This is a genomic window from Rhizobium jaguaris (assembly GCF_003627755.1).
GTDB classification, from domain to species: Bacteria; Pseudomonadota; Alphaproteobacteria; order Rhizobiales; family Rhizobiaceae; genus Rhizobium; species Rhizobium jaguaris.
In genome coordinates, this window is the sequence record NZ_CP032695.1 from 480,400 (window position 1) to 502,590 (window position 22,191).

General features: G+C 59.0%; 26 protein-coding genes. 12 read left to right on the forward strand and 14 right to left on the reverse strand.

What is annotated here, in order from left to right; translation table 11 throughout:
* The first annotated feature begins 40 nt into the window (after positions 1-40).
* From CCGE525_RS24350 to CCGE525_RS24370, 5 genes are all read left to right on the forward strand, one after another.
* Positions 41-934 carry a LysR family transcriptional regulator gene (locus tag CCGE525_RS24350; protein WP_245472279.1) on the forward strand — a complete coding sequence of 298 codons (894 nt, stop codon included), beginning with the start codon at positions 41-43 and terminating at the stop codon, positions 932-934.
* A gap of 126 nt (positions 935-1,060) precedes the next feature.
* The gene (locus tag CCGE525_RS24355) at positions 1,061-1,390 is read left to right on the forward strand and encodes an ArsR/SmtB family transcription factor (protein WP_120706926.1); all 330 of its coding nucleotides are present in this window, start codon (positions 1,061-1,063) and stop codon (positions 1,388-1,390) included.
* On the forward strand, positions 1,387-1,863 hold the full coding sequence (locus CCGE525_RS24360; RefSeq protein ID WP_120706927.1) for an SRPBCC family protein: 477 nt from the start codon (positions 1,387-1,389) through the stop codon (positions 1,861-1,863). Before CCGE525_RS24355 ends, CCGE525_RS24360 begins: the two co-directional genes overlap by 4 nt.
* Before the next feature lie 17 nt (positions 1,864-1,880).
* The gene (locus tag CCGE525_RS24365; RefSeq protein ID WP_120706928.1) at positions 1,881-2,294 is read left to right on the forward strand and encodes a GFA family protein; all 414 of its coding nucleotides are present in this window, start codon (positions 1,881-1,883) and stop codon (positions 2,292-2,294) included.
* A gap of 77 nt (positions 2,295-2,371) precedes the next feature.
* Entirely contained in the window at positions 2,372-3,004 is a 633-nt protein-coding gene (locus tag CCGE525_RS24370) for a Vgb family protein (RefSeq protein WP_120706929.1), read from the forward strand.
* A gap of 107 nt (positions 3,005-3,111) precedes the next feature.
* On the opposite strand, the gene CCGE525_RS24375 is transcribed toward CCGE525_RS24370, so the two are convergent.
* Positions 3,112-3,804, reverse strand: a complete 693-nt coding sequence (locus tag CCGE525_RS24375) for a VOC family protein (RefSeq protein WP_120706930.1) — start codon at positions 3,802-3,804, stop codon at positions 3,112-3,114.
* 430 nt (positions 3,805-4,234) lie between these two features.
* On the opposite strand from CCGE525_RS24375, the gene CCGE525_RS24380 reads away from it, so the two are divergent.
* Positions 4,235-4,666, forward strand: a complete 432-nt coding sequence (locus tag CCGE525_RS24380) for an antitoxin Xre-like helix-turn-helix domain-containing protein (RefSeq protein WP_120706931.1) — start codon at positions 4,235-4,237, stop codon at positions 4,664-4,666.
* Positions 4,663-5,142 carry an RES family NAD+ phosphorylase gene (locus CCGE525_RS24385; RefSeq protein ID WP_120706932.1) on the forward strand — a complete coding sequence of 160 codons (480 nt, stop codon included), beginning with the start codon at positions 4,663-4,665 and terminating at the stop codon, positions 5,140-5,142. Before CCGE525_RS24380 ends, CCGE525_RS24385 begins: the two co-directional genes overlap by 4 nt.
* Before the next feature lie 145 nt (positions 5,143-5,287).
* On the opposite strand, the gene CCGE525_RS24390 is transcribed toward CCGE525_RS24385, so the two are convergent.
* Positions 5,288-5,467, reverse strand: coding sequence for a hypothetical protein (locus tag CCGE525_RS24390; RefSeq protein ID WP_120706933.1), 180 nt, complete (start codon positions 5,465-5,467; stop codon positions 5,288-5,290).
* A 71-nt stretch (positions 5,468-5,538) separates the two neighbouring features.
* Entirely contained in the window at positions 5,539-7,131 is a 1,593-nt protein-coding gene (locus CCGE525_RS24395; RefSeq protein ID WP_120706934.1) for an isocitrate lyase, read from the reverse strand.
* A gap of 128 nt (positions 7,132-7,259) precedes the next feature.
* On the opposite strand from CCGE525_RS24395, the gene CCGE525_RS24400 reads away from it, so the two are divergent.
* Positions 7,260-8,663, forward strand: a complete 1,404-nt coding sequence (locus tag CCGE525_RS24400; RefSeq protein ID WP_120706935.1) for a helix-turn-helix domain-containing protein — start codon at positions 7,260-7,262, stop codon at positions 8,661-8,663.
* 17 nt (positions 8,664-8,680) lie between these two features.
* On the opposite strand, the gene CCGE525_RS24405 is transcribed toward CCGE525_RS24400, so the two are convergent.
* Together CCGE525_RS24405 and CCGE525_RS38410 are read right to left on the reverse strand one after the other, a co-directional pair.
* The gene (locus tag CCGE525_RS24405) at positions 8,681-9,712 is read right to left on the reverse strand and encodes an L-idonate 5-dehydrogenase (RefSeq protein ID WP_120706936.1); all 1,032 of its coding nucleotides are present in this window, start codon (positions 9,710-9,712) and stop codon (positions 8,681-8,683) included.
* Between the two features lie 10 nt (positions 9,713-9,722).
* Positions 9,723-9,863 carry a hypothetical protein gene (locus CCGE525_RS38410; RefSeq protein WP_162950291.1) on the reverse strand — a complete coding sequence of 47 codons (141 nt, stop codon included), beginning with the start codon at positions 9,861-9,863 and terminating at the stop codon, positions 9,723-9,725.
* Positions 9,864-9,941: 78 nt separating this feature from the next.
* Here CCGE525_RS38410 and CCGE525_RS24410 point away from each other — a divergent pair, with 78 nt between their 5' ends.
* Positions 9,942-10,700, forward strand: coding sequence for an SDR family oxidoreductase (locus tag CCGE525_RS24410; RefSeq protein WP_120706937.1), 759 nt, complete (start codon positions 9,942-9,944; stop codon positions 10,698-10,700).
* A 109-nt stretch (positions 10,701-10,809) separates the two neighbouring features.
* Here the strand turns inward: CCGE525_RS24410 and CCGE525_RS24415 are convergent, their stop codons facing one another.
* Entirely contained in the window at positions 10,810-12,138 is a 1,329-nt protein-coding gene (locus CCGE525_RS24415; protein ID WP_120706938.1) for a pilus assembly protein TadG-related protein, read from the reverse strand.
* A gap of 388 nt (positions 12,139-12,526) precedes the next feature.
* Here CCGE525_RS24415 and CCGE525_RS24420 point away from each other — a divergent pair, with 388 nt between their 5' ends.
* A complete protein-coding gene (locus CCGE525_RS24420; protein ID WP_120706939.1) occupies positions 12,527-13,513 on the forward strand; it encodes an AraC family transcriptional regulator in 987 nt (328 codons plus the stop codon).
* A 382-nt stretch (positions 13,514-13,895) separates the two neighbouring features.
* Positions 13,896-14,315 (forward strand): helix-turn-helix domain-containing protein, encoded by a 420-nt coding sequence (locus tag CCGE525_RS24425; protein ID WP_245472280.1) that lies wholly within the window; start codon positions 13,896-13,898, stop codon positions 14,313-14,315.
* A 113-nt stretch (positions 14,316-14,428) separates the two neighbouring features.
* On the opposite strand, the gene CCGE525_RS24430 is transcribed toward CCGE525_RS24425, so the two are convergent.
* Entirely contained in the window at positions 14,429-15,325 is an 897-nt protein-coding gene (locus tag CCGE525_RS24430) for an SDR family oxidoreductase (protein WP_120706941.1), read from the reverse strand.
* A gap of 95 nt (positions 15,326-15,420) precedes the next feature.
* On the opposite strand from CCGE525_RS24430, the gene CCGE525_RS24435 reads away from it, so the two are divergent.
* Positions 15,421-16,245 carry a helix-turn-helix transcriptional regulator gene (locus CCGE525_RS24435; protein ID WP_120706942.1) on the forward strand — a complete coding sequence of 275 codons (825 nt, stop codon included), beginning with the start codon at positions 15,421-15,423 and terminating at the stop codon, positions 16,243-16,245.
* Between the two features lie 117 nt (positions 16,246-16,362).
* Here the strand turns inward: CCGE525_RS24435 and CCGE525_RS24440 are convergent, their stop codons facing one another.
* From CCGE525_RS24440 to CCGE525_RS24470, 7 genes are all read right to left on the reverse strand, one after another.
* Positions 16,363-16,947 (reverse strand): OmpA family protein, encoded by a 585-nt coding sequence (locus CCGE525_RS24440; protein ID WP_120706943.1) that lies wholly within the window; start codon positions 16,945-16,947, stop codon positions 16,363-16,365.
* A 4-nt stretch (positions 16,948-16,951) separates the two neighbouring features.
* Entirely contained in the window at positions 16,952-17,371 is a 420-nt protein-coding gene (locus CCGE525_RS24445; protein ID WP_120706944.1) for a hypothetical protein, read from the reverse strand.
* A gap of 368 nt (positions 17,372-17,739) precedes the next feature.
* Positions 17,740-18,744, reverse strand: coding sequence for an ROK family protein (locus CCGE525_RS24450; RefSeq protein ID WP_120706945.1), 1,005 nt, complete (start codon positions 18,742-18,744; stop codon positions 17,740-17,742).
* On the reverse strand, positions 18,741-19,466 hold the full coding sequence (locus CCGE525_RS24455; protein WP_120706946.1) for a ribulose-phosphate 3-epimerase: 726 nt from the start codon (positions 19,464-19,466) through the stop codon (positions 18,741-18,743). The genes CCGE525_RS24450 and CCGE525_RS24455 overlap by 4 nt, the downstream gene beginning before the upstream one ends.
* Positions 19,463-20,293 (reverse strand): alpha/beta fold hydrolase, encoded by an 831-nt coding sequence (locus CCGE525_RS24460; protein ID WP_120706947.1) that lies wholly within the window; start codon positions 20,291-20,293, stop codon positions 19,463-19,465. The genes CCGE525_RS24455 and CCGE525_RS24460 overlap by 4 nt, the downstream gene beginning before the upstream one ends.
* Positions 20,293-21,111 carry a sugar phosphate isomerase/epimerase family protein gene (locus tag CCGE525_RS24465; protein WP_120706948.1) on the reverse strand — a complete coding sequence of 273 codons (819 nt, stop codon included), beginning with the start codon at positions 21,109-21,111 and terminating at the stop codon, positions 20,293-20,295. Before CCGE525_RS24465 ends, CCGE525_RS24460 begins: the two co-directional genes overlap by 1 nt.
* On the reverse strand, positions 21,111-22,187 hold the full coding sequence (locus CCGE525_RS24470) for a Gfo/Idh/MocA family protein (RefSeq protein WP_120706949.1): 1,077 nt from the start codon (positions 22,185-22,187) through the stop codon (positions 21,111-21,113). Before CCGE525_RS24470 ends, CCGE525_RS24465 begins: the two co-directional genes overlap by 1 nt.
* Positions 22,188-22,191 lie beyond the last annotated feature (4 nt).

Below are 22,191 nucleotides of genomic sequence, written 5' to 3' on the forward strand. Positions count from 1 at the left end.
TATGCAGCAATTGAACCAGCTACCGGATATCGACGCTTTGATGGCCTTTATCGCCGTTGCCGAGGAGGGATCCTTCAGTGCGGCCTGCCATCGCGTGAACCGCGATGCGACCGTTGTTTCGCGACGCATCCAGAACCTGGAGCAGAGTCTCGGGGTTCGGCTTCTGGAGCGTTCCACGCGCAAGGTTGTCGTTACGGAAGCTGGAGAAGCCTATCTTCAGCGAATTCGTCCTCTGCTGCGGGAGCTGTTGGCGGCGGGCCAGGAAACCGAGCGCTTCTCGGATGGAGAGCCGCAAGGACGGCTGCGTCTTGCCCTGCCGGGAAGCTTCGGGCGCATGTGGCTGATGCCGCTGCTTGTCGAGTTTCTCGATACTCATCCGGGAGTGACGCTCGACGTCGCCTTTTCAAACCGTTTCGTCGACCTGATCGGAGAAGGTTTCGATCTGGCGATACGGCTCGGCGTCCTGCCGGATTCGCGACTGGTGAGCCGTAAGCTGGCGGAGAGAAAGCGCATGATCGTCGCATCCCCCGATTATCTTCGGCGACATGCCCCGCCGACGACACCGCAAGATCTCGCCAGACATGATTGCCTGATTTTCTCCGGGAAGGCGAACCCTTACCTTTGGGAGTTCATGATGCCAGGGGCGGGGCAGCTTTCGGTGCCGATAGCCGGTCCGTTCATCTCGGACGATGCGGAAGCACTGGTCCTTGCGGCAATTGCTGGGCACGGATTGCTCTACGCAACCGATTGGCTTGTTGGCCGCGAACTCGCCGACGGACGCCTCGTTCGCGTCCTTGGCGACTATCCGGTTCCGGACGAAGGCGGCGTCTACGTCGTGCATCCGTCCAAGCAGCACGTTCCCAACAAGACACGCGCCTTTGCCGATTGGATTATCGAACAATTCTCGCGCGGTTTGCCCTGGTCAGAGCGTTAACCATCCGACAATCCGGGGCAATGTACGTGCCGTGCTGCAGGACAGGCGGCGAGAGATCGTAGGCGGTTATCGCTATCTAAAATAAATAGTATTGACTAATTGATTAGTGCGGACTATCGTATCTTCATGATCGAACCAGCCTCCATTACCAATGTCATGCGTGCACTTGCCGATCCGACGCGGCGAGCGGTCTACGAACGGATCGCAAGTTCGGATGAAATAACCGTGGTCGAACTGACCCGGGGGAGCGGCGTGACGCAGGGCGCCATCTCCCAGCACCTCAAATCGCTGAAACAAGCCGGTCTGGTCGCCGAGCGGCCCGAAGGCAGGAATGTCTATTATCGCGCTGAACCGGAAGGTTTGACGCCTCTTGTGGACTGGATGAGCCACTATGGCGTCTTCTGGCGCGAGCGCTTCACCAATCTCAGAACCCTCCTGAAGGAGATCGACCCATGAACCAAGCCGTCAATCCGAACACGCAGGCCATCGTGGCCGAAGAAGTCTTCCCGCACGCGCCGGCGGTGGTCTGGAGAGTCTTGACCAGCGGCGAGCTGATCGGCCGTTGGTTGATGGCACCGAAGGGCTTCGAGCCTGTGGCTGGCTGCCGTTTTACCTATCAAACCACGCCGGCAGGCGAATGGGACGGTACCATTCACTGCGAGGTGCTGGAGGTCGTGCCGAATGAGCGGCTAGCCTATGCGTGGAAGGGCGGCCATGAGAGCAATGACGGCTATGGCTCAAAACTGGAGACGGTGGTCACCTTCACTCTCTCCAAGACCGAGGCAGGCACGCGCCTGCGCCTCGTCCATTCCGGCTTCGTGCTTCCGAAGAACGACATCGCCTACCGCAATATGGGCGAAGGCTGGAAAAAGGTGGTCAAGAACCTCGACATAGTGATCGCCGAAGAGGCGTCTTCGCAAAAGCATTGAAGCAACAGGAGAACGATATGAACAATCTGTATACAGGTGGCTGCGCCTGCGGCGCGATTCATTATGAGATTGCGGGCGAGCCGGCCGTCATGGTTGACTGCCAGTGTCGGCAATGTCAGCGCGACAGCGGCACCGGACATCAATCGCACCTGACTTTTGTTGCGTCGGAGGTAAAGGTCGAGGGAGAAGCATCGCACTGGCAGACCGTCGGTGACGGCGGAACCGTGAAGCGGCGTGGCTTCTGCCCAACATGCGGTTCTTCCGTCTACATGACATTTCCCGACATGCCGGATGTGTTCATCGTCACGCCGGCAAGCCTCGACGACCCAAGCCGCTATAAGCCGCAACTGGTGTCCTGGACCGCAGCCGGGCATGCCTGGGATCATCTCGATCCAGCACTGCCGAAATTCGACAAGATGCCGACGACTTGAAATAGGGCGTTCCCCTGAGTCGATTCCCGTCAATTTTGTTACTCTACGGTTCGTTTCACAGCGATTAGGATGAACCGATGAAACAGTCTAAAGCCGAAATTCTTCGTGAGTATGGGCCCTTTCCGGCGGGCAGTCGTGTGAACGGCATCACCTATGACGGCGAGCATGTCTGGTTCGCGTCCGGAGACAAGCTCAGCGCTTTGGACCCGACAACCGGCGAGGTCGTGGACTCGATCGATGTCGCTTCACATGCCGGAACGGCCTTCGACGGCCGGTATCTCTTCCAGATCGCCGAGGATCGCATCCAGAAGATCGATCCGAAGACCGGCGAGGTGCTCTCGATGATCCCGGCCCCGGGTAACGGCGGCGACTCCGGATTGGCCTGGGCTGAGGGAACGCTCTGGGTGGGGCAGTATCAGGCCCGCAAGATCCATCAGATCGATCCCGAAACGGGGACGATTCTTCGCACCATCGAATCCAGCCGCTTTGTCACCGGCGTCACCTGGGTCGACGGCGAACTCTGGCACGCCAGCTGGGACGGCGAGGAGAGTGATGTGCGGCGGGTGGATCCCGAAACGGAAAAGATCTTGGAGCGTGTCACCATGCCGGCCGGCTTCTTCGTATCCGGGCTTGAGTCCGATGGTGGAGATCAGTTTTTTTGCGGCGGCGGAAACAGCGGCAAGATCCGGGCCATTCGTCGGCCGAAATAAACGCCTTCCGGTGCAAGTCTATGATGATCGGCGTCGCGCAATGCAACGCCGATCATTTGCTCGCGGCCTTGATCAGGCCAAGTTCAATGTGATGCCGTATTCGTTACCTATGAGGGCAACGGCTCGCCGGCTTGTTCCCGGACCATGTACTTGGCGTACCAGTCCGGCCAGTTCTCATCGTATTGACCACCGTTCCGCTTTTCGTGCTCACCATGCGCGGCCGCCGCGCGGCGGAGCGCGCTTGCGAGGTCGCCGGCCGAGGTGAATGTGGTTTCGTTCGCATCTACGCGTCCGGGCAATCGCGTGGTGATCTCCTGGAATAGCCAGCCATTGCCGTCCGGATCGCTGAACGAGGCGAACGAGCGATAGCTGCGTTGCTCGGAATCGGGGCCGCTGACGCGACGCCGTCCAAAGAGGTAGGGTTCGTCCGCGCCCGTATACACGCCGTCGGTGGGATGAAACACCTCGCTGACCGCAATGTCGCGACTAAGCAACTCGTCACGAGCAGCCTTTATATCGGAGACGATCAGGTACAATCCCTGGGCGGAGCCGGGTGCGGCCGCGGTGACGTTCTTGCCGAATATGACCGAGCATCCGGAACCCGGCGGCGTGAACTGGATCACGCGGTAGTCGTCACCCTCGCCGAAGTCGGCGTCGAGCCTCCAGCCCATGTCAGCGTAAAAGCGCTTGGCGCGATCGACGTCCGAGACGGGGATCACGATGACCTCCAGTTTCGTATCGACTGCCTGCGGCCTCGGTATTTCAATTGCTGCTTCGCTGTGCACTTGAGTATTGCTCATTTTTAGCTCCTCAGGTTGGTTGCCTTTATGAGGTCATGTGCGGCGGCCGGGTTCGGATGTCCGGGTCCAGGAAGGAGAACGAGGCGGCAAGCCGCCGTAGATGTGGGCTTCAAATCTCCTGGCGTAGCGGCCGGAACGCGATGCGCAGTTCCGCGCAGAAGAGCTTGCGCTGCTCCCACGCGGCGAGATGGCTATCCTTGTCGAGTTACATGGCGTCTGAATATACTCCTCGGGAAGCAGAATCGCCCATTATTCGTTGTGAGTACCTGTCGGCCACCGCAGTGCGCCCGCTTTTCTGAACAAATTCAGTGTGCTGGGCAGCAAACCAGGGTCCCTCGCCGCGCGACAAAAGCAGGCCTCATGGTCTCTCACTTGCGGATAGTCTTGGATGAGACTATATTTAGCCTCAAGTGGACCGAAGGAGATGAAGATGCTGGCGTTCGAAAATGTTGCCGATGTGCTTGGCCTGCCTGCCAAGGAGACATCAGCTCGTTCGCCGTTCGGGCTAATGTCTCGAATAGAGGGCGGGTTGCCTATCTCTGCCTTGGAGCATGTGTCGAACCTGCTTGCGCCGAATGATAGCCAGTTCAAATACCGCTTTGTTCCGAAAGCGACCTATGAGCGGCGTAAGAGTTCGCATCGCCTGTCGTCGGATGAAGGAATGCGGGTCGCGCGGGTGGCGCGCGTCTGGAATCTCGCCGTTGATGTCTGGCAGACGGCTGATGCTGCACGAGATTTTCTGTTTCGCGCTCATCCGATGCTCGAGGACAGAAGGCCGATTGATGTGGTTATCCAGAATGAGATCGGTGCGGAATTGGTGCTCGATATTCTTGCCAGCCTCAAATACGGCAGCGCTGCGTGACGGCTCAGATTCTTGATCGCACGCTTTCGTCCTTCAGGATCGGTGATCCGACAGGAACATTTCCGATCTTCGATGCTACAGGTTCGACTATCGCGCCGGGACGATGGAACACACCGGGAAGTCCAGTCATTTACAGCAGCGAACATTATTCGACCGCCCTGCTGGAGAAGCTGGTCCATGGCAGTGGCCAGCTGCCTCCGAACCAGCACTATGTGGAAATCACGATTCCACGGGGATTGACCTATGAGGTCTTTTCCCAACCGGCGCTTCCAGGTTGGGATGTCATGCCCGCGACGGTCAGCAAGAGATTCGGCGAGCAATGGTGCCTGGAGAAACGAAGCGCGATCTTGATCGTGCCCAGTGTGATAGCGCGTCTCGACAACAATGTTATCATCAATCCGGCTCACCCCGAATTCCGGGCTATCTCTGCCAGCCTGCATCACCCGGTTTATTGGGACAGGCGATTATTTGGGTAAAGAGCAACTTACGCTTGATCGGCAATGACAAGGCGCCGGTCGGTCGATGTCAATCTCTGTCGACCGCCGCGCGGCATCACCACCGTTTTGCTACGCCTCGCTACAACACATCCGCTGCCAACTGACGTAAAGGTCGAACTGTTGCTCAGCCGATCCGACCAAGGCGGTGATAGAGGTTCGAATATTTGACTGCTTCACGCTTGCCTTCGACCTCTTGCAGATAGTGTGCGATCGCCACCCGTATGAGCTCAAAATCTTCCTGCGAAAAAACGGCACGCGATCGCTGCGGCTGGTTGGGCACTGTTGCCTCATGATATTCGGACATTTTTTTCTCCCATCTTAGAGGTGAGCGGGACGCTATCGCCCGCCCATGTGCTTGTAGTGTGTGGCCGCTTCTTATGCGGCGAACTGATTCATCGTGTTGTGTTTGCCGCCCGCTTTCAGTGCGGCCTCGCCGGAGAAATATTCCTTGTGGTCATCTCCGATATCGGAGCCGGCCATATTCTGGTGCCTTACACAAGCGATACCCTGACGAATCTCCTTGCGCTGGACGTTGGCGACGTAACCGAGCATGCCCTGGTCGCCAAAATAGTCCTTGGCGAGATTGTCGGTCGAAAGAGCCGCGGTGTGATAGGTCGGCAAGGTGATAAGATGGTGGAAGATACCGGCACGCAACGAGGCGTCGCGCTGGAATGTCCGGATGTTCTCATCCGCCTCTATCGCCAGTCGTGTGCCATCATACTCTTCGCTCATGAGCTTCGACCGATCGTAGCCGGAAACGTCCTTGCCGTCGTGCTTCCAGGCATCGAACACCTGCTGGCGGAAGTTCAGTGTCCAGTTGAACGAAGGAGAGTTGTTGTAAACAAGCTTGGCATTCGGGATAACCTGGCGAACGCGGTCGACCATGCCGGCAATCTGCTCGATATGGGGCTTTTCCGTTTCGATCCACAAAAGGTCGGCGCCATTCTGTAGGGCAGTGATGCAATCCAGGACACAGCGGTCGCTGCCCGTGCCCTCGCGGAACTGATAGAGGTTCGAACGCAACCGCTTCGGCCGAAGAACCTTTGAGCCTCTTGTGATCAGAACTTCGCCGTTCTGGTGCTGACTATCGGCGATTTCCTCGCAATCCAGGAATGAATTGTACTGATCGCCGATATCGCCTTCCCGGGCGCTGAAAGCGATCTGTTTCGTCAAACCGGCACCAAGGGAGTCGGTGCGCGCGACGATGATGCCGTCGTCAATGCCGAGTTCGAGAAATGCATAACGACAAGCGCGGATCTTGGCGACGAAGTCTTCATGCGGAACCGTGACCTTACCGTCTTGATGGCCGCACTGCTTTTCATCGGAGACCTGGTTTTCGATCTGCAGAGCACAAGCGCCTGCCTCGATCATCTTTTTTGCGAGCAGATAGGTCGCCTCAGCGTTCCCGAAGCCGGCGTCAATGTCGGCTATGATCGGAATAACATGCGTCTGATAGTTGTCGACCGCCTGTTGCAACTGACGATGACGAACGCTGTCGCCCGTTTCGCGAGCCCGGTCGATATCCCGGAACAACATGCCGAGCTCACGTGCGTCGGCCTGGCGAAGGAAGGTGTAAAGTTCCTCGATCAGAGCCGGAACACTGGTTTTTTCATGCATCGACTGATCGGGAAGCGGCCCGAAGTCCGAGCGGAGAGCTGCAATCATCCAACCCGAGAGGTAGAGATAGCGCCGCTCGGTGGAACCGAAATGCTTCTTCAGCGAAATAACCTTCTGCTGCCCGACAAAGCCATGCCAGCAACCGAGCGACTGCGTATATTTGCTTGGATCCTGATCATAGGCGGCCATATCCCGCCGCATGATCGCTGAAGTATCCCTGGCAATATCCAAGCCAGTGCGAAAACGGTTCTGCAGGCGCATACGGGCGACGGCCTCGGGGGTAATGCCCGTCCACATTTCGTTTGTTTGAATGAGCTTGTCGGCGTCTTCGACTAAGGTCTGATAAGACATTGTTCCTCCACAGGTCATGATGCTGCGACTGCGAAGAGAGCGTAAGCCAATCGGTTCGCGAGGGAAGGCATCGCGGTGTCATGTTGTCAAACTTTACAAGCTGGCTTTGTAATGTTGTAATATTGGACATGGACAAGCACGGCGTTTACCTCGGACCACGTCTGCGGCGGCTACGCCGCGATCTCGGACTCACGCAGGCCGATATGGCGGCGGACCTCGAGATTTCCCCTTCGTACATCGCCCTGATGGAGCGCAATCAGCGGCCGGTGACGGCGGAAACACTGCTGCGCTTGGCAAAAGCTTACAAAGTCGATTTCTCCGATTTCGCGGAACAGACGGGGCCTGACCTGATCGCGCGACTTCAAACAGTCATGCGTGATCCGATCTTTGCGGATATTGACCTGGTGCCCTTGGAAATTGGCGATGTCGTGCATAGTTTTCCTGGCGTTGCCGAAGCCATGCTGCGCCTCTACACCGCTTACAAGGAGGAGCAGTTCGCTCTCGCCGATCGAAGGCAGGAAGGTTTTCGCGAGGGTGTCGGGGCTTCGGGAGACCCGGTCGCCGCCGTGCGCAACTTCCTGTCGGCGCGGCACAATTGTTTTCCAATCTTGGATGTCGCCGCGGAAAAGCTGTCGACGAAGATCGCGGAGGCCGGAGGGCTTCCGGACTATTTCAAGCAGCGTCATCAGCTTCGAGTAAGGCGATTGCCGTCAGAGGTGATGGCCGGCTCTCTCAGGCGGTTGGACTGGCATCGAAAGGACCTATTGCTCGATGAGACGCTGGATGCCGCAAGCCAGAATTTTCAGCTTGCGCAACAGCTCGCCTATCTCGAATTCGACCAGGAGATCGGAACTGCCACGCAGGAGGGCAATTTCGAAACCGAGAGCGCGCGCAGGCTCGCGCATCGGGCCCTTGCGGCCTATTGTGGCGCCGCCATCATCATGCCCTATGCGGCTTTTGCGAAGGCGGTCGAGACGCGCCGCTATGACATCGAGGCGCTGTCGCGTCAGTTCGGCACGAGCTTCGAGCAGACTGCCCATAGGCTGACGACGCTCCAGAAGCCGGGGCATGAGCGAATTCCGTTCTTTTTTATCCGCGTGGATGTCGCCGGCAATGTTTCCAAGAGGCTCAACAGCGGCAACTTCCCGTTTGCCCGCCACGGGGGCGGCTGCCCCCTCTGGAGCGTCCATCAGGTTTTCGCGACGCCTCGCAAGGTCGTAACCCAATGGCTGGAATTGCCGGACGGCCAGCGCTTCTTCTCGATTGCACGCACTGTCAGTTCCGGCGGGGGTGCCTTTGGGGCGCCGCGCGTTGAGCGTGCCGTCGCCCTCGTTTGCGAAGCGCATCACGCCGAACGCCTGATTTACGGCCGCAATCATCCCCAGGCTGGCGCACCCACGCCTATCGGAATCGCCTGCCGGCTCTGCCAGCGCACGACGTGCACTTCGCGCTCCGAGCCGCCCATTGGCCGCCAAATCCTGCCGGACGACTATCGTCGCACTGAGGCACCGTTTGGTTTTTCTGACTCGTAAGGCAGATGAACCCTGCCTCAGGAGAAGACGATTTGTGCCTTCATGGCCCGGCTGCGGTCCGAAGCGATCTCGAAAGCGCCGATCGCGTCGGCAAGCGGCACGGAATGGGTGATCAACAGCCTGACATCGATCAGGCGCTTGCGCATCAATTCGACAGCGGTGCCGAATTCCTCGTGGAAACGGAACGAGCCGCGCAGGTCCAGTTCCTTCGCGGTGATCGCAAGCATCGGCAGCGTCATGTCGCCCCCGATACCCAGTTGCACGATGGTGCCGCGTGGCCTGAGCGCGCCGATCCCGCTGGTAAGCGCCGCGACGGCACCCGAGCATTCATAGAGAATATCGAAAGTTCCTTTGTCGGCCGAATAGGCGGCGAGCGCCTCCGGCTCTTCCTTGGTATTGATGACCCTGTCGGCGCCGGCTTGCTTGGCGACCGAAAGGGTGAAATTCGTCAGATCGGTCGCCACGATTTCCGCGGCGCCGGCACGGCGAGCGGCGAGGGTGGACAAGACGCCGATCGGTCCGCAGCCGGTGACAAGGACCCGTTTGCCCAGCAACTCGCCGGCGCGCCTCGTAGCATGCAGCGTAACGGCAAGCGGTTCAGCCATGGCCGCTTCGCCGGCTGTCAGGCCGTCTGCCGCAACACATTGAATGGCGTCGGCGACGAGCGTTTCTCGGAATGCGCCTTGAATATGCGGGAAGGGCATGGCGCTACCATAGAAGCGCATGTTCAGGCACTGATTGTGCAAGCCCTGCTGGCAGTAACGACACGACCGGCACGGACGGGACGGTGAAACGGCAACGAGTTGGCCGAGCTCAAGCCCTTGAACGCCGGGGCCGAGCGCCGCAACCGTGGCGCTGACTTCGTGGCCCAGGATCATTGGCTGCTGCAATCGGACGGCACCGAAGCCGCCGTGGTTGTAGTAATGAAGATCGCTGCCGCAGATTCCGCCGGTGGCGAGTCTGAGCTTGACCTCTCCCGCACCCGGTTCCTCGTCCGGATAGTCCTCGATCCGCAAGTCCTTGGCGTCGTGAGCGACAATGGCCTTCATGTCTTTCTCCTCAAAGAACAGGCGTCTCTGCCGGTTTCGCCGGATCAGAGATGAATTCCATGTCGGTCGCCCGAGCTTTCGCCTCGATTTCGGAACAGGCGATCTGCATGTCGAAGCCCATCCCGATCTCGACGACCGCTGGCCTTTGCATGGATGCCTCCCTTGACATCGAATGTTATCGATAACTAAGCAAATACCGGTATTTGTCGAGCTGAAAACGGAGGAAACGGTGTCTCTTGACCTCTTCGATCTCAAAGGGCGGCGCGCGCTTGTGACTGGTTCGTCCCAAGGCATCGGTTTCGCTCTTGCGCAAGGACTGGCGGGCGCCGGTGCGGAGCTGGTTCTCAACGGGCGCGATGCCGAAAAGCTTGCCACGGCTGCGGCTAAGCTCGACGGCACGGTTCACGTTCTGCCCTTCGACGTGACGGATCATCAAGCGTCTCGCAACGCCATAGATAAATTCGAAGCCGAGACCGGTGCCATCGACATTCTGGTCAACAACGCCGGGATGCAGTTTCGCACGCCTTTGGAAGATTTCCCTGCCGATGCGTTCGAGCGGCTTCTTCGAACCAATATATCCAGCGTCTTCAACGTCGGCCAGGCTGTGGCACGTCACATGATCAAGCGCGGTGCCGGCAAGATCATCAACATCGCGAGCGTTCAGACAGCGCTGGCGCGGCCCTCGATAGCGCCCTACACGGCAACCAAAGGCGCGGTCGGCAATCTCACCAAGGGCATGGCGACGGACTGGGCGAAATACGGGCTGCAATGCAATGCCATCGCGCCGGGCTATTTCGACACGCCATTGAACGCGGCGCTGGTCGCCGATGCCGATTTCTCGGCATGGCTGGAAAAGCGCACGCCAGCCGGGCGGTGGGGACGCGTTGAAGAACTGATCGGAGCCTGCGTCTTCCTGGCTTCCGACGCATCCTCTTTCGTCAACGGGCATGTGCTCTATGTCGACGGCGGCATCACGGCGTCGCTCTGAAGCGAGGCAGCCGTGACGGTAAGGTGTCGGCTGCCATCTTTGACACCTCCATCGCACGCATGCAGATATTCGCAAGCAAGAGGCCTAGCGCCGGCACCCCTTGCGACGCTTAGCCCGTGAGCCGTGGCGAGCGAATGACCTTGAGAAACAGCGCATTCATCGCATCGACAATACCCTGCGTCGGACTTACCTCAAAATATAGGCCGGGAGAGGCGCAGCTTTGGAGACGCGTGGAAATCTGCGACTGAAATGGCGCTATCCACATATTGTACCAGCCGTTTTTCGGCAGCGGCAGATAAGTCGTGTAGAGAATGGCGATCTTTATGTTTTGGTTCTTCAGGGGTTGGCAGAAAGATGTGTCGATCGGTTCTTGGCAGCGGCCGCCGCTTGTCGTTGTCTCCGTGCACGTGCTTGGCTTGTGGCTGTCGCCAACCCCATCGGTCACGAAGAAAAGCACTTTTGAGCGATCGGTATTGGTCGTGCCGCCGCCGCCCGTGCCCATCACCGTCTTCAGTTGCGACAGCATCGTGTCGAAGCTCGTCAGCTGGTCGTTAAAGTAATTTTGGTAGGGAGTGGTCATCAGGTCCACCGAACTGGTGGAATTTCTCACTTGCGTCATGTCGGCCGATAGATCGGATACCGTTGTTAGCCCTGCCTTTTCGGCCTGGCTTCCAAAGGTGTAAACGGCCATGCGATATTGGTCGGGACTCGAGCGGTTGGTGGTGGCAGTTTCTGTCAGCTTCTGGGTGGCCTGACGCACGACGTCGATGCGCATGTTTACGCCGAGCTTCTTTGCCAAGTTGTAGTAGTTGTTCGTCGTATCCAGATTGTGGCATGCAAACGCGCAGCTATCGCTCGTATTGTTTTCCATGGTCGTGATGTCGGTCGAAGTGGCTCCGACCCCCATGGAAGGCGAATTGTCGAGAAGCATATAAAAATCGATGAAATTTGCCGTCTGGTACTGCGCGGTGGCGGAGCCGGCGACCGGTATGGACGTCTTCCCCAAAATTTGCAGAAGCGAGGTCGGTACCGTGGCGTTGAAAGTCACCTTGGACGTAACCACGTTCGCGGCTTTCGTTACCGCGACGTTGACGTTGACCGGCATGGTTCGAAGGTCCGCGGATGCCTGGCCGAAGAACAGTTTTCGCGCGTCATCCTGACCAACGGTAACGGTCCCGTCACCGGACATGGCCATAGCCGCGGCAACCGCGGGCGAGGAATTTGCGACTGCTCCGATCGCTGCGGCATCGGCTGCGTTGTAAAGCTCTGTCCTGACCAACAGCGCATTTGTAACATCCAGTGCCAGACCGGCCGTTGCCACGAGAGGAACGGCAAGCAAGACCGTGATCCCGCCAAAATTTCCCGATCTATCGACGATCAGTCGCCGGGAAATTTCGTATAATTTGCTGAACGGCTGTCTGCGGATTTTCTTCGTCATGCGGCGCTTTCACCGTAAAAGTTTGCCCCCTCGCGCATCACCTGAAGCGCGGGTGTGGGCCTGTAAAACTTTGGCAACAGAAATCGCTAGGAGAGCATCAAGAAATCTCTATAAGTATATATACTGTAGTTTGCGAAGTTGTGCTTTGCTTGAAAGCTCTATCTTAGATTGTTGTCTTCAAAATTACGTTTATTTTGGTGTTTCATTGATAATAATTACTTAAAGCATAACCAGGTGATCCGGATTTGCGAATTAATACTCGCAAAACGGATATGGAATACGCTTTTTGGATAGAAATGGACTTCGAGTGGTGATTTGCGGTCTGCCTCTCATGTGGTTTGGGTGACCCTTGAGAGCGTTCTGGGGGACTGCCTGTTTGGGGAAATTGATGAAGTACGCCGGTCTTTCCGTTTTCAAGATCATGAATGCCGATGCCGATGAAATGACGGAGCACTATGCGAAGACCTTATCGCCGGTGAAGGTGGAGCCCCTTCAGCGACGCTCTCTGATTTCGGTGGAAGACCGGCATTATGCCGTTGAACGCTGCGGCGTCTGGAATGGAAGATGCCATTCGGGGATGAGGGTCACGCTCTCGGGCGGGCCAGATGCCTATGCTCTCTACCTTCCGTCCTCAGGCGTGATGGCAATAGAGACGGGTCGAAAACAACTCGTATCGGAGCCGGCAGTTGGCCTCTTGGGTGATATGTCGTGCTTCGATAAGCTGGTTCTTCATGAGGACCGCAGCCACATCGGCATCGCGTTCGAAAAATCCGCGATGATCCGGCAATTAAGTGAACTGCTGGATGCGCCTGTTGCTGATGGTATCGAGTTTGCTGACACGGTTAATCTGGGAACTGTAAAAGGTTCGCGGATAGCGGCACTCGGAAATCTTATCTGGAGTTGCCTGGATGTTGATGAGGTGCATCAGGCCTCTTCGGCGTTTATCGAACGCCTGTTGCAGGCGATGATGACCCTGCTGCTGGAAACCGTGCCAAATAATTATTCGGCGCGGCTGACAAAACCGATTTCTCCGGCGATACCAAAGCGCTTGAAGAGAGCAATCGAATATATGCATGCCAATGTTTCGTCTCCGATGGGTATCGCTGATATCGCTGAGGCGGCTGGCACAAGCGTGCGGGCATTGCAGGCAGCTTTTCAGCAATTCAAGGACACCACGCCTCTAAATTATCTGCGGGCAATCCGCTTGGAAGGTGTGCGCAAAGCGCTGACAGATCCTGCCACCTCCCTGTCGGTTTCCGAGGTCGCGCGGAGTTGGGGGTTCTCCCATATGGGACGTTTTGCAGCGCTCTATCACCAATCCTTTGGTGAAATGCCATCCAACGCAGCGAAACTGCGCCGGGGCGGGGGCAAGTAAAACTTCGACGGTAACATTGCTGACGGCACTCTCTGAACAAGTGAACGATACCATCACAGCTAGCAAGCGGTCATCGAAAAGGTCGGCAAAACTCAAGGACACCAGAAGTCGTCCGCCGTTGCCTGTCGGGTAACGAGGAATGTTCGCATAGCGCGAACGTTATCCCGAATACGCAGGAAAACGGAGCGCCCGCTCATGGTGTGCTTCAATCTCATTGAAGTGCGACACGCAGCACGGCACTCATGGGCAGTGGGACCTGCAGCCATGACGTAAGCAGGTCCCGGAGCAGGCCCAATCCCCGTCCATCGAGTCCCCAGGTTCGATGGACGGTTTTTGTGTCCATTCAGGGCACCAAGACACTGTCAGGCAGAACGAGGGAATCGTGCAAAAGGGAACAAGTAAGAAGGACCCGAGCCCGATAGATATCGAGGTCGGGCGACGCATTCGAATACGGCGTCGCATATTGGGCATGAGTCAAACGAGGCTCGCAGAAGGCCTGAATGTTACGTTTCAGCAAGTACAGAAATATGAAAAAGGTACAAACCGGGTCGGAGCCAGCCGGCTGCAACGCGTTGCAAACTGTCTCGACGTGCCGGTTTCATTTTTCTTCGAGGGCGTCTCTGCGGCGCCGGAGAATAGTGGGGAAGAAATTTTCGCTGCCGGGAATGGCCTAGCCGGCTTCCTCGCCTCAGGGGAGGGCGTCGAACTAAATCGCGCGTTCGCCAAGATCAAAGACACGCGGACGCGGCTTAAGATCATAAGTCTGGTTAAGTCGCTGGTACCGATTGAAGAGCGGGGCTAGTCAACGGTACCAAAGACCAAGACGAAATATGGCAAGCCGCCAGGCGATTGAGCTCGTCCGCTATCTTTGCGGGCGAGCCTCGGCAGGGGAGAGCAGGGCAGGCGCTTTCAGCTTCAGCTGTCGAAGCCGCGCAACTGATTGAGATCGGCGATCAAACTGGGTCCCACCGGTTCCCACCCAAGCTTCCTCCGCGTTTGCTCGCTGGAAGCGGGCATGTCGTGCCCGGCAAACATTGCGAGCCAACCGAAATAAGCCTGGGTCTCTTCCGGGCCGATGGATTTGACCGGCAGCTTCAAGCGTCCAGCAATGGCTTGCGCAATATCACGCACCGGCACACCTTCTTCCTCGACCGCGTGATATTTTGCGTTCGGCTCAGCCTTTTCGATGGCCAACCGGTAGAGGCGGGCTACATCCAGAACGTACGCCGCCGGCCAGCGATTGAGTCCGTCTCCAACATAGGCACACACGCCCTTCTCGCGATACATCTCGATCAAGGGGGTGATCAGACCTTGCTTGACCGGGTCGTGAACCTGCGGAAGTCGCACCACCGAGACATTGACCCCGCTTGCGGCGACAGATGCGGCCTCCTCCTCAGAGGCCGCGCGAGGATGTACGTCGGAACCGACGGTCGCGTTGCCTTCCTTGGCCGGCTGACCGGGTACGGTGTTGGCTATCGGGGTCCCGGACGTAATGATCAGTGGCCGGTCGGAGCCCGCGAGAACCGAGCCGATTGCCTTGATCACACGGCGATCGTCCTCGCAGTTCGCCACGAATCTCGAGAAGTCGTGGTTGAAGGCCAGATGGATGACGCCGTCCGCGCGAGCAGCTCCCTCCTTAAGGCTGTCCAGGTCCTCCAGCGATCCGTGAAGAACCTCGGCACCAGCGGCAGCAAGGGCCGCCGCTTTCTCGTGTGAGCGCGTAAGGCCGAGCACCTGATGGCCGGCCAAAATCAGGTCTTTTACGACGGCCGAGCCGATGAAACCGGTCGCGCCGGTGACAAATACACGCATCAATATAGTCTCCTGTGGTTTCGTTGGAGACAGATGTGTACCGATGCGCTATCCTGGTAAAGTAGTGAGTTTATCGTAGTATAATGGCTAACAGGATGGACAAACACGTCACGAGCGAGAATCTGCTTGGCATTTATCTGAGGGACCGGCGCGGAAAGCTTGATCCGGCTGCCTTCGGCTTTTCTCCGGCGCGGCGCCGCACCGCTGGCCTGCGCCGCGAGGAGGTGGCGCAACGCGCCAATATCAGTCCGACCTGGTACACATGGCTTGAGCAGGGGCGCGGCGGGGCGCCTTCGGCCGATGTGCTCGACCGGATCGCGCGTGCCCTCATGCTGACGGATATCGAGCGCGAGCATCTCTTCCTGCTTGGCCTCGGTCATCCACCTGAGGTGCGCTACAGGAAAGATGATGGCGTCACGCCGCGGTTGCAGCGCGTGCTCGATGCCTTGGAGCCGACCCCCGCCCTCATCAGGACGGCGATATGGGACGTTGTCGCCTGGAATCGCGCCGTGGCCGTGATGTCGATGGACTATGGATCGCTACCGCCGGAACAGCGCAACATCCTGCGCTTCATCTTCCTCGATCCGCGCGCCCGCGCAGCGCAATATGACTGGGAAAGCGTGGCGCGCTTCGTCGTGGGCGCGTTCAAGATAGATGCGGCGCGTGCAGGGGCCGCGGCGGAAGTGGAGCCGCTCGTCGCTCAACTCTGCCAATTGAGCCCTGAGTTCAAAGTGATGTGGCGCGACAACGACATCCGCAGCCATGGCGAGACCGTCAAGCACATTAAGCATCCGGTTCTAGGCCCGCTCGCGTTTGAATATTCAGCGTTTGCGGTCGATGGCCGCCCCGATCTCAGCATGGTGATCTACAATCCGGTGACGTCAGCGGATCTCGACAGGATCAGATCTCTCATTGAGTGATGATTTTCGGAAGACCCGGCGTAGCGTGCGTTGAGCGCCCAGCTGCCCCCAAAAGAGCAAGGCTTCGGTTGCGTCTGGGCGCGATCCTCACGACCGGCACACAAGGCCTTTCGGATTTCACTTTTTTTGAGTGAAGACGCCGAGATTGACGAGTTGCACGCGCCTGTTGGCTGCGGCTTCTGTGTTGGAGCCTGGGATCGGGAAGGCCTCGCCGACACCGACGGCATAGAGCCGTTGCGGATCGACGGCGAAGGTGGTTCCCAGCGCTTCCTTGATGGCTGCGGCACGCTGATCGCTGAGCTCGAGATTGTGTTTCGCGTCGCCGGTCGAGCTGGAATGGCCGATCACCAGAAACTTGTAGGCCCAAAGGTTGGGATGGTGCAGGGCGTCGGCGATCAATCCGAGGGTGCGATAGGATTCCGGCTCGATGGCGACCGAGTCATTTTCGAAATTGATCTCGACGACCATCTGCGGCAGCTGGCCGATCCTGCTCCAATTGGGCAGCGCCGACATCGGCTGGCCCGCCCCTTTCATCGCCTCCTGGCGCAACAGTTCGACATCGACGGCTTGGGCGTTCGCCTTGAGTTTGCCCAGCCCCGAAATGATCCGTTGTTGCGATACCTGCTGGGCGAAGGCGAGGCTTGCCGGCACCATGGAGACGGCAAGGAGAACTGCGAGTGTCTTGAAGGAACGCGCGATCATGGTCTTACCTCCAGCCTGCATCGGTGATTGCCTGGCTGCACTTGTCGGTGGTCAGCTTGTTCTTGACGAGGCAGGCGAGAATATTGCCGTCGCCCTTGATGCCTCTGCAGCGCTGGGCAATGTCGAACCTGCAGACGTCGCTATAGGCCGCCTGCGCCTGCTCGCGCAGGCTGATCGACTGGACGACGCTGGCGACCGAGGCCTTGCAGGTCGGCGACACCTTCGCGGCGTTCTGCTGGAGACAGTCGGCGATGCGGCCGCCACCGAGGTTCAGACCCCTGCAGAATTTGTGGATGTCGGAACCGCAGTCGCCCGCCAGTTTCGTGATCGCATCCGCATAGCTCATGGTCTGGGCCTGCACGAGCCCGCCATGCACAATGCAGGCAAGCGCAACCGCCGCGAAAAGAGTGCTTCTCCTCGACATTCTTGTCCCCCATGGAGATTTCAACGCCGGGATCGGCGTGCCGGCAAAACCTGCCCGAAAGCTAACGCACACGGAAGTATGTTACGGTAATGCCGGCCGAGCTGCCGTAAGATACGCATGACCATCGATGCACCAGGATGCGGCAACGGGGCAAACCTGCAGCCTTCTGCACATTCGAGACAAGCGCGGTTGGGAAGGCCGGGGGGTATCGGTGCGGCAGTCGTCGCAAAGGATAGCCGATATACCGACCGCGGCCACCTATTCCGCTCGTAGCCCGCTTTCCTCCATCCCATCAGAGGGCGCTGTAGGAGCTGCGCGTATCGCGGAGCTTGCGATTAGCCATCGCTAGTCTCCCTTTTGCCGGAAGATCACGCCGCGCCACGTTTGTCAGCATCTTCAGGGCTCGATGGCCCAGGGCCGATTTTTTCTTCACTGCTCAGGATGAGACTGGCTGCGCCGATCAGACCCGCATGACGCCCGAGTTGCGCGGGAACGATCGGCACATCACGATAGGCCGGCATGGCGCGATCGTGAATGGTCGTCGTCATGGCCTCCTGCAGGAGGTCGAAGCCATGTGATATGCCGCCGCCCATCACCAGTATGTCCGGGGAATAGAGGTGGAGCAGATTGGTAAAGCCGATCCCCAGCCATCGCGCCTCGGCTTGAAGCAGTTCGAGGGCTTGGACATCGCCCTTTCGCGCGGCTTCGACGACGTGCCGTCCGGTCACATCCGCGTCCGCAGAGAGTTGGCGCAGCGCCGACCCATCGAACTGCTGGGTGCGTGCCGTTGCCCGTCTGCCAAGAGCCGTCCCTGAGGCGACCGCTTCGAAACAGCCGATCGCGCCGCAGAAGCACCGCTCCCCTTCGCTTGTGATCGTCATGTGACCGATTTCCGCGGCCAGGCCCCGTCTGCCATGCAAGATCCGTCCATCGGCAATCACGCCGCCGCCGATACCGGTCGATACGGTGACGAAGACCATCGACCTCGCGCCGCGCCCGGCGCCATATCGCCATTCGCCAAGTGCCGCCGCATTGGCGTCGTTTTCGAGCCGCACCGGTAACTGGAAACGGCTGGAGAGAATGTCAGCCAGCGGAACTTCATACCATCCGGCCAAGGTCGGCGGCGCAATAACGATGCCGGCTTCGGGATCGAGGGGGCCGGGCGCGCCGATCCCGATTCCGACAGGAGAAAGATCGGGTGTTTGCGCCAGCACCGTAGACGCCAACAATTCGATCTGTTGGACCACGGCAGCTGGCCCTCCGGCGGCATGCGTCGGGACGACCGAGAAAGACAGAAGGCTCCCCTTGTCGCTCACCAGCGCGGCGCGAAGCTCCGTTCCACCGAGATCGAATGCAAGGGCAACCTTTTTCACGAAACCCGACTCTCCAATCCGTGCAGCCAGGCGATCCGCTCACCCAGGTTCTTGTCACCGAATGCGAGCGAACCAAGAACGACCGTTTGTGCTCCGGCTTGCCGTAGAAGCGGCACGGTCTGTTCGCGAATGCCGCCATCGGCGGCCAAGATGACTTGATCTTCGCGACCGAACTGCTTCAGTAGGGAGCGCATCTCGATCAGCCGGTCGCAGGCCTTTTCGGAAAGGCTTTGCCCTTTGACGCCGATCGAGGTGCCAAGCAAAGTCACGAAGGCGACGTGGTCGATGAATGGCCGGACGGCTAAATTGGGGGTCTCCAATCGCAGGACGACACCGGCTTCTGCGCCCAGCTTCTTTGCCAGCGCAATGGCGCGTAAACCGGCTTCGCCGTTTTCGGCGTGAACACTAATAAGATCGGCACCCGCCTCGATGAATTGGCGCGTCTGTTCCTCGACGATTTCGGCCTCGACCATCAGATGAACGTGAATCGGCCTAGCGGTTGCCTTGGCGATGCGCGCGACGAAATCCGGAAAAAACAGGAAGCCCGGGGTAAAGCGTGCATCGGCGACGTCGATATGATGCAGGTCGGCATAGGGCTCTATGCGTCTGAGATCGGCCTCCATGTTGGCGAGATCGGCCGACCACAGCGAGAATTCGCCCAGCAGCCGGTCGCGGGGGAGTGCAGCGATGGCTGCCGGGCCTGAAAGAGTCTTGAGGGTCATGATGGGATGAGGCTCCGGATGGTCTTGGATGCGAGGAAAGTGGCGATGGCGTCTTGGACTTCGGCGAAATGCCGTGCCTTGTCGGCCGCCTTGGGAGTGACTTCGACAAAGCACGCGTCGGGAGTGGTGTCGGCGAGAGTCCGTGCGTGCGCAAGCGGATGGATAGCGTCCTGTTCGTTACCGATGACAAGGGTAGGGACGGTGAGGGCGGCAGCCACTGTTTGAGTCAAGCCCGTACCGTCGGCCGCGATATCGGCCAGCACGGATGCGAAAGCAACGGCATTCGGTCGGTCGAAATAGCCGAGCAGGGAGGCAAAATTATCGGGCGCGTTCGCGCATATCTGCATGCCGATCTCTGAACTGGCGAAGCGCTCCTTGGCTTCTCCGATCGAATACGAGCGGAGTAAGGCCGCGACAGCGCGAACCGGCTCCAGATTGTCCGGTGCGGCGGTAAAGGTCCAGGCGGGACGGACAAGAACGAGGGCTGCGACGCGGTCCGGGTAATGGTGAGCGAGATACAAGGCAATTGCAGCCCCCATGGAAATACCGCCGACGACAAAGCGATCAAATCCGCGATCTGTCGCTGCGGCCAGCACGTCCTCGGCAAACATTCGAAGTGAAAAGGGCCTGATGTCGCCAAGCGATGACGCGCCATGTCCGCGGCATTCGACCGTGATTCGTCGCGCCGCGCTGACCGTTGGAAAAGTTTGCGCAACCTGCGCCTCATCTCCGCCTAAGCCGTGCTGGAAGAGGACAGGCAGCCCTTGCCCGCTGTCGAAAACGGCAAGGCTCGCATCGCCGCGCATGAAACGCGTTGCTGCCCTCATCAGACCAATTCCTTGAGAAAGGCCGCGACGCGCGGTGCCTCCGCTGCCGAAAGGCCGTGGGTGACGAGCGGACCGTCGAAACCTACGGACCGCAGCCGGGCAATAAAATCAGGGAAATCCACCACGCCCAGGCCGGCGGTCGCAAAACGTCCGTCGGCATAACGATCCTTGGCGTGTGCCATGGCGATATGCCCGGCCGCCGTCTCCACTGCTCGCTCGACAATGGCGCGCGCTTCCGTAGGCGTGGCGCTTTCGAAGAGATTGGCAGGGTCGAGGACTATGCGCAGCCTTTTCGATCTCATCTCGGCGATCAACCGCTCGGCGTCCGCAGCCGATGTCACGATATTCGCCTGTTCGGGCTCGATGCCGAGATCGACGCCATGGTCCTCGGCCAGTGCTAGCGCTTTCGACATTTCGGTCGCCATGTCGGCCCAGGCCGCGGGATCGGTGTTGTCCGGATGATGTGCCCACTGATCGGTGGGATGACGCGTGCCGGTGCAGAGTGTGACGAGCGGAATGGAAAGTGCTGCCGCCGTCTCGATGACAACCGCGAGCTGGGTGAGGCCTTTTTGACGTACCGACGGGTCGGGGTGGGCCATGTTGTAGGTGCCGGACAAGGCGGCGAGCGTAACGCCCGTCGCTTGCGCTGCCGCCCGGGTCGCCGATACCGAAGGCTCCGGCACAGCGTCTGGCATCGAGGGCAGGCCGCAGCAGGCGAGATTGAACTGCGTGCCGGCATAGCCGCTGTCGCGCACCGCGGAGAGGACGCTTAGGGGATCCGTCCCGGGAAAGGTCTTGGCGAAGATCCCGACCTGCATCAGACGGCTCCTGTCACGGCCGCGAGTTCGACACGCTCGCCGGTCTCCACCGATCGTGCGATCGCCACCATCGCCCGGATGGAGGCGATACCGTCTTCGACATTGGCGCCGCGCATCGGTGCACCCTTGAGCGCCGTATCGGCCAGGCCTTCAAGCTGCCTGCGGAAGAAATGCCCGTCCGCGCCGAGCGGATTCCTGCTGGTCGCATCTTTCTCGTGAAAGATCTCGACTTCGCTGGAGCGGAAGTACCAGGGATTGAAGGTCTTAGCGAGCACGGAACCGTTTTCGCCGTAGAGCTGGAAACCTTCGTGCCAATCCATGCGGACCGCGACCGTGAGGTCGAGATGGCCGAGGACGCCATTGGCGAATTCGGTTTCCACGAACCAGCAATAAGCGCCGGCCCGCTCCAGCAGGCGGGCGCGCACGGCGACGATATCGCCGCAGAAGAAGCGGGCGGTATCGACCAGATGGGAGCCATGCGCCAGCATGAAATACTGTCTGAGATCGGCTTTCGGATTACCGGCCGGCTTGCGGGCAAGTTTGCTTGTGATGGGAAGCGGCTGCACCGCATCGGTGTTGGTATAGCGATGGGTGGAATCGCAATACCATGCTTTCAGCGCGAAGATCTGGCCGATATCGTTGTGAACGAAGTCACGCGCAGCCTGAAGTGCGGGATCAAAACGCTTCATGTGCCCGACCTGCAGGATCTTGCCCGAGAGCCTGACGGCATCGGCGAGCTGTTGTCCTTCCTCGACCGAAACACCGATCGGCTTTTCGCAGAGCACGTGCTTGCCGGCTTCGAGCGCCTTGATGGACATCGGCACATGATAGGCGTCGGACGTTGCAACGATGACCGCTTCCAGATCGGGGTCGGACAGCATGGCATCATAGTCGCTGAACATCTTCTGCGGCTCATAGGTCGCGCCCATACGCGCCAGCAGATCGGGTGCGGCGTCACAGATCGCATAGAGATCCGCATTCCTGGCCTTCACGCAGGATTCCAGATGCGCAAACTGGGCAATCGGGCCGCAGCCCAGAACACCGACGCGAAGACGACGATTTTCCTTCTCGATCATGATT

Coding starts and splice junctions, on each gene's coding strand:
- CCGE525_RS24350 (WP_245472279.1), top strand. CDS start 41: ATGGCCTTTATCGCCGTTGCCGAGGAGGGATCCTTCAGTGCGGCCTGC.
- CCGE525_RS24355 (WP_120706926.1), top strand. CDS start 1,061: ATGATCGAACCAGCCTCCATTACCAATGTCATGCGTGCACTTGCCGAT.
- CCGE525_RS24360 (WP_120706927.1), top strand. CDS start 1,387: ATGAACCAAGCCGTCAATCCGAACACGCAGGCCATCGTGGCCGAAGAA.
- CCGE525_RS24365 (WP_120706928.1), top strand. CDS start 1,881: ATGAACAATCTGTATACAGGTGGCTGCGCCTGCGGCGCGATTCATTAT.
- CCGE525_RS24370 (WP_120706929.1), top strand. CDS start 2,372: ATGAAACAGTCTAAAGCCGAAATTCTTCGTGAGTATGGGCCCTTTCCG.
- CCGE525_RS24375 (WP_120706930.1), bottom strand. CDS start 3,804: ATGAGCAATACTCAAGTGCACAGCGAAGCAGCAATTGAAATACCGAGG.
- CCGE525_RS24380 (WP_120706931.1), top strand. CDS start 4,235: ATGCTGGCGTTCGAAAATGTTGCCGATGTGCTTGGCCTGCCTGCCAAG.
- CCGE525_RS24390 (WP_120706933.1), bottom strand. CDS start 5,467: ATGTCCGAATATCATGAGGCAACAGTGCCCAACCAGCCGCAGCGATCG.
- CCGE525_RS24395 (WP_120706934.1), bottom strand. CDS start 7,131: ATGTCTTATCAGACCTTAGTCGAAGACGCCGACAAGCTCATTCAAACA.
- CCGE525_RS24400 (WP_120706935.1), top strand. CDS start 7,260: ATGGACAAGCACGGCGTTTACCTCGGACCACGTCTGCGGCGGCTACGC.
- CCGE525_RS24405 (WP_120706936.1), bottom strand. CDS start 9,712: ATGAAGGCCATTGTCGCTCACGACGCCAAGGACTTGCGGATCGAGGAC.
- CCGE525_RS38410 (WP_162950291.1), bottom strand. CDS start 9,863: ATGCAAAGGCCAGCGGTCGTCGAGATCGGGATGGGCTTCGACATGCAG.
- CCGE525_RS24415 (WP_120706938.1), bottom strand. CDS start 12,138: ATGACGAAGAAAATCCGCAGACAGCCGTTCAGCAAATTATACGAAATT.
- CCGE525_RS24420 (WP_120706939.1), top strand. CDS start 12,527: ATGAAGTACGCCGGTCTTTCCGTTTTCAAGATCATGAATGCCGATGCC.
- CCGE525_RS24430 (WP_120706941.1), bottom strand. CDS start 15,325: ATGCGTGTATTTGTCACCGGCGCGACCGGTTTCATCGGCTCGGCCGTC.
- CCGE525_RS24435 (WP_120706942.1), top strand. CDS start 15,421: ATGGACAAACACGTCACGAGCGAGAATCTGCTTGGCATTTATCTGAGG.
- CCGE525_RS24440 (WP_120706943.1), bottom strand. CDS start 16,947: ATGATCGCGCGTTCCTTCAAGACACTCGCAGTTCTCCTTGCCGTCTCC.
- CCGE525_RS24445 (WP_120706944.1), bottom strand. CDS start 17,371: ATGTCGAGGAGAAGCACTCTTTTCGCGGCGGTTGCGCTTGCCTGCATT.
- CCGE525_RS24455 (WP_120706946.1), bottom strand. CDS start 19,466: ATGACCCTCAAGACTCTTTCAGGCCCGGCAGCCATCGCTGCACTCCCC.
- CCGE525_RS24460 (WP_120706947.1), bottom strand. CDS start 20,293: ATGAGGGCAGCAACGCGTTTCATGCGCGGCGATGCGAGCCTTGCCGTT.
- CCGE525_RS24465 (WP_120706948.1), bottom strand. CDS start 21,111: ATGCAGGTCGGGATCTTCGCCAAGACCTTTCCCGGGACGGATCCCCTA.
- CCGE525_RS24470 (WP_120706949.1), bottom strand. CDS start 22,187: ATGATCGAGAAGGAAAATCGTCGTCTTCGCGTCGGTGTTCTGGGCTGC.